13 protein-coding genes are annotated in these 12,705 nt (G+C 70.1%); 8 read left to right on the plus strand and 5 right to left on the minus strand.

The window, feature by feature from the left end; genetic code table 11:
- Nucleotides 1–153: 153 nt before the first annotated feature.
- On the minus strand, nt 154–867 hold the full coding sequence (locus AB0N03_RS48595; protein WP_364387671.1) for a cache domain-containing protein: 714 nt from the start codon (nt 865–867) through the stop codon (nt 154–156).
- A gap of 34 nt (nt 868–901) precedes the next feature.
- Nucleotides 902–1,630 (minus strand): FCD domain-containing protein, encoded by a 729-nt coding sequence (locus AB0N03_RS48600; protein WP_364387673.1) that lies wholly within the window; start codon nt 1,628–1,630, stop codon nt 902–904.
- 110 nt (nt 1,631–1,740) lie between these two features.
- Between AB0N03_RS48600 and AB0N03_RS48605 the strand changes: the two genes are divergently transcribed.
- The 5 genes from AB0N03_RS48605 to AB0N03_RS48625 are packed head-to-tail and all read left to right on the plus strand — an operon-like array spanning nt 1,741 to nt 7,128.
- Entirely contained in the window at nt 1,741–3,189 is a 1,449-nt protein-coding gene (locus tag AB0N03_RS48605) for a gamma-aminobutyraldehyde dehydrogenase (RefSeq protein WP_364387675.1), read from the plus strand.
- 8 nt (nt 3,190–3,197) lie between these two features.
- The gene (locus AB0N03_RS48610; protein WP_364387677.1) at nt 3,198–4,268 is read left to right on the plus strand and encodes an ABC transporter ATP-binding protein; all 1,071 of its coding nucleotides are present in this window, start codon (nt 3,198–3,200) and stop codon (nt 4,266–4,268) included.
- Nucleotides 4,269–4,278: 10 nt separating this feature from the next.
- Nucleotides 4,279–5,481 (plus strand): ABC transporter substrate-binding protein, encoded by a 1,203-nt coding sequence (locus AB0N03_RS48615; protein ID WP_364387679.1) that lies wholly within the window; start codon nt 4,279–4,281, stop codon nt 5,479–5,481.
- 1 nt (nt 5,482) lies between these two features.
- Nucleotides 5,483–6,322 carry an ABC transporter permease gene (locus tag AB0N03_RS48620; RefSeq protein ID WP_364387681.1) on the plus strand — a complete coding sequence of 280 codons (840 nt, stop codon included), beginning with the start codon at nt 5,483–5,485 and terminating at the stop codon, nt 6,320–6,322.
- A gap of 8 nt (nt 6,323–6,330) precedes the next feature.
- Nucleotides 6,331–7,128, plus strand: coding sequence for an ABC transporter permease (locus tag AB0N03_RS48625; RefSeq protein ID WP_364387683.1), 798 nt, complete (start codon nt 6,331–6,333; stop codon nt 7,126–7,128).
- Here AB0N03_RS48625 and AB0N03_RS48630 read toward each other — a convergent pair.
- Entirely contained in the window at nt 7,125–7,904 is a 780-nt protein-coding gene (locus tag AB0N03_RS48630; RefSeq protein WP_364387685.1) for an SDR family NAD(P)-dependent oxidoreductase, read from the minus strand. The two genes, AB0N03_RS48625 and AB0N03_RS48630, sit on opposite strands and share 4 nt — an antisense overlap.
- Before the next feature lie 59 nt (nt 7,905–7,963).
- On the opposite strand from AB0N03_RS48630, the gene AB0N03_RS48635 reads away from it, so the two are divergent.
- Nucleotides 7,964–8,518, plus strand: a complete 555-nt coding sequence (locus AB0N03_RS48635; protein WP_364387687.1) for a TetR family transcriptional regulator — start codon at nt 7,964–7,966, stop codon at nt 8,516–8,518.
- On the opposite strand, the gene pip is transcribed toward AB0N03_RS48635, so the two are convergent.
- Nucleotides 8,504–9,448, minus strand: a complete 945-nt coding sequence (pip, locus tag AB0N03_RS48640; RefSeq protein WP_364387689.1) for a prolyl aminopeptidase — start codon at nt 9,446–9,448, stop codon at nt 8,504–8,506. The two genes, AB0N03_RS48635 and pip, sit on opposite strands and share 15 nt — an antisense overlap.
- A gap of 428 nt (nt 9,449–9,876) precedes the next feature.
- Here pip and AB0N03_RS48645 point away from each other — a divergent pair, with 428 nt between their 5' ends.
- On the plus strand, nt 9,877–10,803 hold the full coding sequence (locus AB0N03_RS48645) for an undecaprenyl-diphosphate phosphatase (RefSeq protein ID WP_364387691.1): 927 nt from the start codon (nt 9,877–9,879) through the stop codon (nt 10,801–10,803).
- A gap of 1 nt (nt 10,804) precedes the next feature.
- The gene (locus AB0N03_RS48650) at nt 10,805–11,671 is read left to right on the plus strand and encodes a cytochrome c oxidase assembly protein (protein WP_364387693.1); all 867 of its coding nucleotides are present in this window, start codon (nt 10,805–10,807) and stop codon (nt 11,669–11,671) included.
- 8 nt (nt 11,672–11,679) lie between these two features.
- Here AB0N03_RS48650 and panB read toward each other — a convergent pair whose 3' ends face one another.
- Complete coding sequence (panB, locus tag AB0N03_RS48655; RefSeq protein WP_364387695.1) at nt 11,680–12,552, minus strand: 3-methyl-2-oxobutanoate hydroxymethyltransferase; 873 nt, start codon at nt 12,550–12,552, stop codon at nt 11,680–11,682.
- Nucleotides 12,553–12,705: the final 153 nt, after the last annotated feature.

Raw genomic sequence — 12,705 nt, forward strand, 5'->3', positions numbered from 1 at the left:
TCGCCCGTGCGCTGCAACGGAAGTCGACCACTCGGACGGCTCCCGCCGAAGCGAGTTAGCCCGGCCCGAGCGCCCCAATGTGGCCTTCGGTGCGTCTGACGCACCCAAGGGGCCCTTCGGTGCGTCAGACGCACCGAAGGCCACATTGGGGCGCTAGGTCCCGGTGACCAGCACGATCGGCGAGTCGCCGCAGCGGCGCAGCACCGGGCTCGGTTCCGCGCCCGCCGACCACCACGCCGGGACGTCCGCCTCGCGCACCAGCGACCCCGTCGGCTGCCGGACGCTGTTGGACACGATCACCCGCCCCTGCGCGTTCAGCAACGCCGCGCCGCGTCCCAACGACCGCAGCCGCGGCCGGACCGCCCGCTCGAACTCGCGCACGTAGACGTCCGCCCCGACCACGCCCGCGAAAGCGCCGCTCAAGAACACCGGGATCGTGAACGTCAGCGTGTACTCGTCGGTGCACAGGTAATCCACGTACGGGCCGTTGATGTGCCGCCGCCCGGTGTCGCGGGGGACCGTGAACCACGACTGGCGCGTGTAGTCGAGGAAGTTCTCCGCGGCCGGGTCGAGGCTGATGAACAGCTGGGACGGCGGCTCGTCACCAGGGCCCGTCCACCACTCGAAGCCGAACTCCGAGTCGGACAGCACGTGCGGCGCGCCGACGAAGCCCGCGCCGATGATCAGGCCGCCCAGGGCCTCGGTGACCTGCGGGCGGATCCGGTGCAGCGCCGCCGCGGACGGGGCGTCCGCCAGCACCGACTCGGCCGCCGCCAGCAGGGGCTTCAGCCGTTCGAAGACCCCTTCCACCAACGCCGAGACCTGCTCGACGACCTCGTCGCCGGTCAGCGTGCGGGTGTCGTTCACGGTGCTCACCTCGATGCGCGGAGTGTGCCGGAGTTTACGGGGCGAGCAGGTCCAGGTGCACGTCCGCGAGCCGGTCGAGCGCCCCGAGGATGTGTTCCTCGGTGAGCTTGCGGGCCAGCTCGCCGTCCGCGGACGCGATCGCCGCGGTGATCGCCGCGTGCTCCTCGTGGGGGTGCGCCCCGAGCGGCAGCCACAACAGCCCGCCGCGCTCGCTCTGCAGGTGGAGCTCTTCGTGCGTCAGCCTCGGTGACTGCGCCGCCGCCGCGACCTCCAGGTGGAACTGCCGCTCGGCCCGCGTGAAGTCGATGCCGTGCGCCGTGCGGAGGTCGTCCGTCGCCAGTCGCAGCCGGGCGACGTCCTCGGGCGAGCTGCGCTCGGCGGCGAGCTTCGCGGCGGCCCCGGCGATCGCCAGGTAGTGGTCACCGACGTCGCGCAGATCCGACAGCGACACCTCGCGCAGCCGCGAGCGCCACTCGTCCGGGGGCGGGTTGGCCGGCGCGCGGACGAAGCTGCCGCCGCTGCGCCCGCGCCGCGTCTCGACCAGCCCCTGCTGCCGCACCGCCACGAGCGCTTCCCGGACCGTCACGGTCGAGACGCCGAACTGCGCGGCCAGGTCGGCTTCGCTGGGCAGCTGCTCTTCGTCGGCGAGCAGGCCGAGCGTGATCGCGTCGACCAGCCGCGCCGCCACCGCTTCCGCCCGGCCCACCTGGCCGAGCGGCGCGAACATGGCGGACCGCGCGCTGTGCGACATGCCCTTGCGCATCGTGACCCTTCGTCCGCCCGAGTACCCGTTCGCACCAATCTTGCCTGATCCTCTTGTCCTATTACATATGGACTTATATGTTTTAGCCCCGATCGCTGGAGGAGTCCACCGTGTCGTCTACCTGCCCACCCGCCCCGCCGCAGGAGCTGAAGCACTACGTCGGCGGCGCGTACGTCGAGTCCAAGTCGGGCCGGACGGCGGAGATCGTCGACCCGGTCACCGGGCGCGCCTACTGCACCGCGCCGATCGCCGGGCCCGAGGACGTCGACAACGCGCTGAAGGTCGCCGCGACCGCGTTCGAGACCTGGCGGGCGACGACCCCGGCCCAGCGCCAGCTCGCGCTGCTCAAGCTCGCCGACGCGCTCGAAGCCCGGGCCGACGAGGTCGTCCGCGTCGAGTCGGCGAACACCGGCAAGCCGATCGCGCTGACGATGGCCGAAGAGATGCCGATGGTCCTCGACCAGATCCGCTTCTTCGCCGGCGCCGCGCGCGTGCTGGAAGGCCGTTCGGCCGGCGAGTACCTGGAAGGCCACACCTCCTTCGTCCGCCGCGAGCCCATCGGCGTCTGCGCGCAGGTCACGCCGTGGAACTACCCGCTGCTGATGGCCATCTGGAAGATCGCGCCCGCGCTCGCCGCGGGCAACACGGTCGTGCTCAAGCCGTCCGACACCACCCCGGCGTCCTCGCTGCTGCTCGCCGAGATCGCGGGCGAGTTCCTGCCGCCCGGCGTGTTCAACGTCGTCTGCGGCGACCGTGACACCGGCCGCGCGCTGGTCGAGCACGACATCCCGGCGATGGTGTCGATCACCGGCTCGGTCCGCGCGGGCATCGAGGTCGCGAAGTCCGCCGCCGACGACGTCAAGCGCGTGCACCTGGAGCTGGGCGGCAAGGCGCCGGCCATCGTCTTCGGCGACGCCGACCTCGAAGCCGCCGCCGAAGCGATCGCCGTCGCGGGTTACTTCAACGCAGGCCAGGACTGCACGGCCGCCACCCGCGTGCTGGTCGCCGACGAGGTGCACGACACCTTCGTCGCGGCGCTTTCCCGGCAGGCCGAAGGAACCAAGACCGGCAAGCCGGACGACGAAGACGTAGCGTACGGCCCGCTCAACAACGCGGCGCAGCTGGAGAAGGTGGCCGGGTTCATCGACCGGTTGCCGGAGCACGCGACTGTCCACTGTGGAGGGCACCGGGTGGGCGACGAGGGCTACTTCTACGAGGCCACCGTCGTCTCCGGCCTCGAGCAGGACGACGAGATGAGCCAGAACGAGATCTTCGGTCCCGTCATCACCGTGCAGCGCTTCGAAGACGAGGCCGAGGCCCTGAAGTCCGCGAACGGCGTCCAGTACGCCCTCGCGTCTTCGGTCTGGACCCGTGACCACCAGCGCGCGATGCGCCTGGCCGCGAAGCTCGACTTCGGCTGCGTCTGGATCAACACCCACATCCCGCTGGTCGCCGAGATGCCCCACGGCGGCTTCAAGAAGTCCGGCTACGGCAAGGACCTCTCGCTGTACGGGCTGGAGGACTACACCCGCGTCAAGCACGTGATGAGCGCACTGTGAGGGTCGCGATGCCCAACCAAGCACCTGCCGAGACGCGGGAGGACGCCGCGCCGCCGACCGAAACCGAGGGGCCCGCGATCCGGCTTTCCGGACTGCGAAAGCACTTCGGCGACGTCCACGCGGTCGACGGCGTCGACCTCGACATCCCGCCCGGCGAGTTCTTCTCGATGCTCGGCCCGTCCGGCTCCGGCAAGACGACGGTGCTGCGGTTGATCGCCGGCTTCGAGCTGCCCACCGAGGGGACGATCGAGCTCGACGGCCGCGACGTGGGTCATCTCCCGCCGTTCGAGCGTGACGTCAACACGGTGTTCCAGGACTACGCGCTGTTCCCGCACATGTCCGTGCAGCAGAACGTCGAATACGGCCTGCGCGTCAAGCGCGTCCCGAAGCGGCAACGCCGGGAGCGCGCGCTCGAGGCGTTGAAGACCGTGCGATTGGACGACTACGGCCCCCGCAAGCCGGCGCAGCTGTCCGGCGGCCAGCGCCAGCGCGTCGCGCTCGCCCGCGCGCTGGTCAACCGGCCCAAGGTGCTGCTGCTCGACGAACCGCTCGGCGCGCTGGACCTCAAGCTGCGGCAGGCGATGCAGCTCGAGCTCAAGCAGATCCAGCGCGACGTCGGCATCACGTTCGTCTTCGTCACCCACGACCAGGACGAAGCCCTCACCATGAGCGACCGCATCGCGGTGTTCCACGACGGCAAGATCGAGCAGGTCGGGCCGCCGGAAGAGGTCTACGAACGCCCCGCCAGCGCGTTCGTCGCCGGGTTCGTCGGCACGTCGAACCTGCTGGGCGGGCGCGGCGCCGAGTCCGTGATCGGCCGGCCGGGGCTGTTCAGCATCCGGCCGGAGAAGATCCGCATCGACGGCGAGCTGTCCGAGCCCGCCGCCGCGGGGGAGACCAGCGCGACCGGCACGGTCACCGACGTCGTGTACGCCGGGGCGACCGTGCGGTACGCCGTCGCGCTCGACGCCGGCGGGCGGCTTTCGGTCGTCCGGCAGAACACCGATGGCGCCTTCGCGGACGGTCGCGTCCGGCTCAGCTGGCGCCACGAACACAGTTTCCAGGTTCCCGGTCAGTGAAGGGTTCGCCATGAAGAACAGGAAGACGCGGCTTGCCGGAGTTTTCGGCGCCAGCCTGCTGTTGGCTGCATGTGGCACGTCCGGCACGAACTCCGCCGCGCCGCCGGGCGCGCAGGGCTTCACCCCGCCGAAGCTGGAAGCGCTGAAGGCGCTCGGGCAGCCGGAGGGCCAGCTGAACGTGCTGGCCTGGCCGGGATACGCGGAGAACGGCTCCAACGACCCGAAGGTCAACTGGGTCACGCCGTTCGAACAGCAGACCGGCTGCAAGGTGAACGTCAAGCCGTTCGGCACGTCGGACGAGGCCGTGACGCTGATGAAGACCGGGCAGTACGACGTCGTGTCCGCCTCGGGTGACGCGTCGCTGCGGCTGGTCGCCTCCGGGGACGTCGAGCCGGTGAACACCGCGCTCGTGCCGAACTACGCCGACGTCCAGCCGTTCCTCAAGGACAAGTCGTGGAACAGCGTCGGCGGCGTCTCCTACGGCGTCCCGCACGGCTGGGGCGCGAACCTGCTGACCTGGCGCACGGACAAGGTGACGCCGGCGCCGACGTCGTGGTCGGTGCTGTTCGACGCCAACTCGCCCTACAAGGGCAAGGTCATCGCCTACGACTCGCCGATCTACCTCGCCGACGCCGCGCTGTACCTGATGGCGCACCAGCCGGACCTCGGCATCAAGAACCCGTACGCCCTCGACGACAAGCAGTTCACCGCCGCCGTCAACCTGCTCAAGCAGCAGCGGCCGCTCGTGTCCGAGTACTGGTCGGACTACCTCAAGGAGTCGCAGGCGCTGAAGAACGCCGACGCCGTCGTCGGCACCGCCTGGCAGGTCACGGTCAACCTGACCAAGGGCGAGGGCGCGCCGCTGGAGGCCACGGTGCCCAGCGAGGGCGCGACCGGGTGGTCGGACACCTGGATGGTCGCGGCGAAGTCGGCGCACAAGACGTGCGCGTACAAGTGGCTCGACTACATCATCAGCCCGAAGGTCAACGCCCAGGTCGCCGAGTACTTCGGCGAGGCGCCGGCGAACACGAAGGCGTGTGCGGAGATGACGGACAAGACGCTCTGCGACACCTACCACGCCAGCGACGCGGCTTACGCGTCGAAGATCGCCTACTGGACCACGCCGATCCCGCAGTGCCTCGACGGCCGCACGGACGTCAAGTGCAAGGACTACGGCGAGTGGACGAAGGCCTGGACCGAGATCAAGGGCTGACATGACCGCGCTCTCGGCCTTCTTCTACCGGAAACCGAAGCTGCGCCTGGGTTTCCTGCTCTCGGCCCCGCTGCTCTGGCTCGGCCTGGCCTACCTGGGCGCGCTCGCCGCGCTGTTCGTCACGGCGTTCTGGCACACGGACGCGTTCACCGGCCAGGTCGCCATCGAGTGGTCGCTGGACAACTTCAAGACGCTCTTCAGCGACGCGGTCTACCGCACGATCACCTTCCGCACGGTCGGGATCGCGGCGCTGGTCACGGTGATCGACGCCGTCATCGCGTTCCCGATGGCGTTCGCGATGGCCAAGCTGGCTTCGCCGCGGGCGCAGCGGATCCTGGTGATCGCGGTGATGACGCCGTTGTGGGCGAGCTACCTGGTGAAGGCGTACGCGTGGCGCTCGATGCTGTCCGGCAACGGCGCCCTGAGCCGGCTCTCGCCCGGTTACGGCGTCACGGCCACGATCATCACGCTGTCGTACCTGTGGCTGCCGTACATGATCCTGCCGATCTACGCGGGACTCGACCGGCTGCCGGACTCCCTTGTGGACGCTTCGGGTGACCTCGGCGCTCGTTCGCTGAGGACGTTCCGCTCGGTGATCCTGCCGCTGACGTTCCCGGCGATCGTGGCCGGTTCGATCTTCACGTTCTCGCTGTCGCTGGGCGACTACATCGCGGTGAAGATCGTCGGCGGCACGTCCCAGATGCTCGGCAACGTCGTCTACGACAACATCGGCGCGGCGAACAACCTGCCGTTCGCGGCGACGGTGGCGACGGTGCCGGTCGTGATCATGCTCGTCTACTTGGCCGCGGTGCGCCGCACCGGCGCGCTGGACAACCTCTAGGAGCCTCGATGCGTACCTCCCGGGTGGTGCTGTGGACGGCGCTGGGGCTCGGCCTGGCGGTGATCTACTTCCCGCTGCTGGTGGTGCTGCTCAACTCCTTCAACGCGGACACGACGTTCGGCTTCCCGCCGACCCGGTTCACGCTGGAATGGTGGAGCCGTGCTTCGTCGAACGAAGGCGCGTTGAACGCGTTGTGGACGAGCGTCGAGGCGGGTCTGGCGGCGACGGCGATCGCGCTGGTGCTGGGCACGATGGCGGCGTTCGCCTTGCAGCGCTACCGGTTCTTCGGGCGCAACCCGGTGTCGCTGCTGATCATCCTGCCGATCGCGCTGCCGGGGATCGTGACGGGCATCGCGCTGAACAACGCGTTCCGCACGATCCTCGGCATCGACCTCGGCCTGCTGACGGCGATCATCGCGCACGCGACGTTCTGCATCGTGGTGGTGTTCAACAACGTCGTCGCGCGGCTGCGCCGGATGGGCGGAAACCTGGAAGAAGCGTCGATGGACCTGGGCGCGACGGGTTTCACGACGTTCCGGCTGGTGACCTTCCCGATGCTGCGCTCGGCCTTGCTGGCGGGCGGGCTGCTGGCGTTCGCGCTGTCGTTCGACGAGATCATCGTGACGACGTTCACCTTGGGCACGGGCATGGAAACGCTGCCGATCTGGATCTACAACAACCTGTTCCGGCCGAACCAGGCACCGATCGTGAACGTGGTGGCGGCGGTGCTGATCGTGGTGTCGACGGTGCCGGTGTACCTGGCGCAGCGGTTGTCGGGCGACACGGCGTCCGGCGGACGGCTCTAGTGCACTGATCGGATCGTGCCACCGTCGACGCGGATCGTCGCGCCGCTGACGTAGGCCGCTGCCGGGCTGACCAGGTAGCCCACCGCCGCCGCGATCTCCTCGGGGCGGCCCAGCCGGCCCACGTCGTTCGGCACCAGCTCCTGCGCCGCCCGGTGCTCGATCTCCTCCCACGACGTGCCCCACCCGTGCTCGGGCGCGATCGACGTCAGCAACTCGCGCACCGAGTCCACCAGGATCGCCCCCGGGGACACCACGTTCGACGTCACGCCCGTCCCGGCCAGGTCCCGCGCCAGGGACACCGCGAGGTTGTGCCGCGCGGCGAGCGTCGCCGTGTAGTGCGGTTGCATCGCCATCGGCTGGATCGCCAGCCCGCCGCCGATCTGGATCACCCGGCCCCAGCCGCGCGTCCGCATGCCTGGGACGAACCGGTGGATCATCCGGACCGCCGAGACGACGTTCGCCTCGTACGTCGACGCCCACACCTCCGGCGTCGCCTCGGCCCACCCCAGGTGGTCGTACGAGCCCGCGTTGTTCACCAGGATGTCGACGTCGCCGGCCGCCGAGGCCACGGCGTCCGCGCCCGAGTCGGTCGACAAGTCGCCGATCGCCACCCCGGCCGCGCCGATCGACGAGGCGACCCGCGAAGCCCGGGAGACGTCCCGGCCGTGCACCACCACCGAAGCGCCTTCCGCGGCCAGCAGCCGCGCGATCGCCTCGCCGAGACCGGCGCTGGAGCCGGTGACAAGAGCCCGTTTACCAGCGAGTTCGAGATCCATGAAGTACCTTCCCAAGAAGTATACAGCTGTAGACTTGACTCAAGTCTACACTCGTATACATGAGACCCCGCAACGCCGCCGCGACCAGGGAAGCGATCCTGGACTCCGCGCTCGAAGCCTTCACCCGGGCCGGGTACGACGCCGTCGGCGTGCGCGAGATCGCCGAGTCCGCCGGGGTCACGGCGATGCTCGTCAACCGCTACTTCGGCTCGAAGGAAGGCCTCTTCGCCGAAGTCGTCGAGGCGGCGATGGCCGAGCGCACGGTGCTCACCGACGACCCGGCGACGCTCGCCGCGGACATCGCGGCCGCGCTCGTGCGCCGGACCGCCCCGGACGCCGGGCGGCTCGACCCGTTCCTGCTGATGCTGCGCTCGGCGCCCAACCCGCGTGCCGCGGAGATCCTGCGCGCGGGCATCGAGCGGCACGTCGAGAAGCACCTGATCGACGTTCTCCCGGCCAAGAAGCACACCGAGGGCCCGGCGCTGGCGCTCGCGGTGATCGCCGGCTTCTGGGTGATGCGCACGCTCATCGGCAGCACCGAGCTCGCCCGCGCCGACGAAGCCGTCCTCGAAGCCAAGCTCCGGAAGGTGTTCGCGGTGCTACTGGCGGAATGAGTCGGTCGCCGCGCGCACGGCGGCCAGCACGCCCGGGTCCGTCACGGCGTGCCCGGCGCCTTCCAGCAGCTTCAGCCTGGACCCCGGCCACGCCCGATGGAGCTCGTACGCCGTGGTCGGCGGGCACACCGCGTCGTAGCGGCCCTGCACGATCACGCCGGGGATGCCGGCGAGCCGGCCCGCGTCCCGGATCAGCTGGCCCTCCTCGAGCCACGCGCCGTGGCGGAAGTAGTGGACCGCGAGCCGCGCGAACGTCAGCGCGAACACCGGATCCGCGTACTGGCGGACGAAGGCCTCCTGCGGCTGCACGGAAACCGTCGCGCCTTCCCAGGTGCTCCACGCGACCGCTGCCCGGTGCCGGACCTCTTCGGAAGGATCGTCGAGCAGCGAGACGTACGCGGCGAGGGGGTCGTCCCGCAGAGATGCCGGGATCGGGGCGAGGAAAGCCTCCCACTCGCGCGGGAACAGGTTCGCGGCGCCGCCCCGGTAGATCCAGTCCAGTTCGCTTTGCCGCACGGTGAAGACGCCCCGCAGGATGATTTCGCTGACGCGAGAAGGGTGCGTCTGCGCGTACGCGAGCGCGAGGGTCGTGCCCCAGGACCCGCCGAAGAGCTGCCAGCGTTCGATGCCGAGCCGTTCGCGCAGGGCTTCCATGTCGGAGACCAGGTGCCAGAGGGTGTTGTGGGTGAGGTCGTGGGCGCCTGGTGTCGACCGTCCCGAGCCGCGCTGGTCGAACAGGACGATCCGGTAGGCCGCGGGGTCGAAGTGCCGCCGTGCCATCGGCCCGATCCCGCTGCCGGGCCCGCCGTGCAGGACCACGACCGGCTTCCCGGCCGGGTTCCCCGCCTCCTGGCACCGGATCCGGTGCCCGTCGCCGACGTCCAGGAACCCTTCGGCGCGTGGGGGAATCGGCGGGTAGAGCTCGTCCATGCCCGACACTGTGCCGGAGGGTCCTGGCCGCCGTCCCGACACCCCGCCGCCAGAGGCCGGGACGACGACCAAGAAAGGTGGGAGCCCGCCCCCGCCGCCGGGCTGAGCGGGCTCCCGTCCGTGGGGCTCGGACGTCCTGCGGCTGACGTCCGAGCGAGGAGGAACGACGCCGTCGGTGTGGTCACGACGGCCGGTTGCCGCACACGCATTCCCGTCCTCCTCGTCGAGGTTCGAATCTTCGTCGTGGCGGCGACGGGCTAAACGCTAAGCCAAGGTCCGAACGTCAGTCAAGGACATGATTGAAGTTCATGTACGTGAACAGGCGCTGAGAGGACGCTGAGTGCGGCCGTGCCCCTTGCCCGGCGTTAACGAATGGGCCGGTACGTTCCGGTGTCGGAGTTTCGAAAAGTGGTACGGAAAGGCTCGGAATGTCCGCGGTGACCTATCTCGAGGCGATTGTCGTCGGCGCCTTGCAGGGGGTGTCGGAATTGTTTCCGGTGTCCAGTCTCGGCCACAGCATCCTGCTGCCCGCCTGGCTCGGCGGGTCGTGGCAGCGGGACCTGAGCATCGGCAAGGATTCGCCGTACCTGGCGGTGCTCGTCGCGATGCACGTCGCCACCGCGCTGGCCCTCGTGCTGTTCTTCCGGAAGGACTGGGTGCGGATCATCGGCGGCCTCTGGACGTCGCTGCGCCACCGCGAGGTCCGCACCCCCGATCAGCGGCTCGCGTGGCTGCTCGTGCTCGCCACGATCCCGGTCGGACTGGCCGGCCTGCTGCTCGAAAGCGTGTTGCGCGACTTCCTCGGGAAACCGGTCCCGTCGGCCATCTTCCTCACGCTCAACGGCGGAGTCCTTTACGCCGCCGAGAAGTTCTCGCGGGCGAAGCCTGCCGATGAAGCGGACACTGTGGACTTCTCGACCGAGGAGACGCTGGTGATGCGGGCGGTCACGGTCGAGGAGAAGACCGATGTCCGGCTGGCGAAGCTGGGGGTCGGCGAGGCCGTGCTGATCGGCGCCGCGCAGATCCTCGCGCTGCTGCCGGGCATCAGCCGCTCGGGCATCACGATGGTCGCCGGGCTGCGCCGCGGGCTCGGACACGAGGACGCCGCGCGCTTCGCGTTCCTCCTTGCCACTCCGGTCATCCTCGCCGCGGGCGTGCTGAAGATGCCGACGCTGTTCGCCCCGGAGAACCACGCTTCGCTCGGGCCGGCGCTCGTCGGCAGCGTCATCGCCGGGGTCGCTTCGTACATTTCTGTCCGGTTCCTCACCGGTTACTTCGAAAAGCGCACTCTGACCCCCTTCGCCATTTACTGCGTGGTCGCCGGAATCGGCAGCCTGATTTTCTTCGCGGTCTGACGTGCCGCTGACGTTCGACGTCCCGGCCGTCGTGTGCGTGCTCGTCCTGGGCACGCTCTACGTCCGCGCGGCCCGCCACCGCGAGTGGCCGCCGGGCCGGACGGCCGCGTTCCTCGCCGGGCTCGCGACGATCGTGGTCGTCACGTGCTCGCCGCTGGCCGGCTACGACACGACGTTCTTCTGGGTCCGCGCGGTCCAGACGGTCACGCTGCTGATGATCACGCCGCTGCTGCTCGCCCTCGGCGCCCCGATCCGCCTCCTGCTGGACACGCGGCCCGCGACCTGGCTGCGGCGCCACGGCCGCGGCCAGGTGGCCCGGGCGCTGACGTTCCCACCGGTCGTCACGCTCACCCTGGTCGCGCCGGTGCTGGTGCTCTACCTGACCCCGCTCTACGACCTCACGCTGCGCTCGCCGGTGGCCGACGGCCTGGTCCGGCTCGCGCTCGTCCTGTCCGGCTTCACGTACTTCTGGACCCGGCTCGGGCTCGACCCGACGCCGCGGCGCGACCCGCACCTGGTGTCGGTGTGGATCGCGTTCACCGAGGTGATCTTCGACGGCGCGCTCGGCCTGGTCCTGTGGCTCGGCCCGCTGCTGGCGCCGGTGCACTACGCGGCCGCGCACCCGGGCCGGGGCCCGGATCCCCGCACCGACCAGATCATCGGCGCGGGCGTGCTGTGGATCGGCGGCGACGTCGCCGGCCTGCCGTTCGTGGTGGCGCTGTTCATCCGCTGGGCCCGCGACGACGAGCGGCGCGCGAAGCAGATCGACGTCCAGCTGGACGAAGAAGCCGCTTCGGGCGCCGCATCGACATCAGGGCTGTGGTGGGAGAACGACCCGGCGCTCGAAGAACGTTTCAAGCGCCGGTGACGAGGGGGTTAGTCGTGGAAAGTGTGCTCCGGCGCCGGGAACTCGCCCCGCCGGACGTCCTCCGCGAACGCCGTGGCAGCGTCCTGGAGCACCGTCGCGACGTCGGCGTAGCGCTTGACGAACCGCGGTGTCTTGCCGCGCCGCAGCCCGGCCATGTCCTGCCAGACGAGCACCTGCGCATCGCAGTCCGGGCCGGCGCCGATGCCGACCGTCGGGATCTTCAGCTCCGCCGTGACGCGCTTCGCGGCTTCGGCGGGCACCATCTCCATCACCACCGCGAACGCCCCGGCCTCCTGCAGCGCCAGCGCGTCGGCGAGCAGCACGTCCGCCGCTTCGCCGCGCCCCTGCACTCGGTAGCCGCCGAGGTTGTGCTCACTCTGCGGGGTGAACCCGATGTGACCCATCACCGGCACGCCCGCCGACGTCAGCGCCTCGACGTGCGCGGCGAACCGCCGCCCGCCTTCGAGCTTCACGGCGTGCGCGCGGCCCTCCTTCATGAACCGCACCGACGTCTCGAGCGCCTGCTGCGGCGAGAGCTGGTAGGAGCCGAACGGCAGGTCGGCGACCACGAGGGCCCGCTTGACCGACCGGGTGACCGCCCGGACCAGCGGCAGCAGCTCGTCGACCGTCACCGGCAGCGACGTGTCGTAGCCGAAGACGTTGTTGGCCGCGGAGTCGCCGACGAGCAGCACGGGGATCCCGGCTTCGTCGAAGAGCGCGGCGGTGTACATGTCGTACGCGGTGAGCATGGGCCACGGCTCGCCGCGTTCCTTGAGCTCGCGCAGGTGGTGGACGCGGACCTTCCGGCCCGAAGCCGGCTTGGGCGCGGATCCGGTGCCGTAGGGGGCTGGTTCTTCCGGCCCGTTCTCGGTGGCAGACATCGTCGTCGACCGTCCTTCCCTCGAGGCCTCGGTGAGGTCCCCGGGTCGTGGAGCAGAGGCGTCTCAAAGCGTGACACGCTCCTCCGGCGGGCCCCAACGACGTGCGACCAGCTTCACACCGTCGTGCGAAGGGACGACCGGCCGTCCTTCTTC

Source organism: Amycolatopsis sp. NPDC051061 (genome assembly GCF_040682935.1).
Taxonomy (GTDB): Bacteria; Actinomycetota; Actinomycetes; order Mycobacteriales; family Pseudonocardiaceae; genus Amycolatopsis.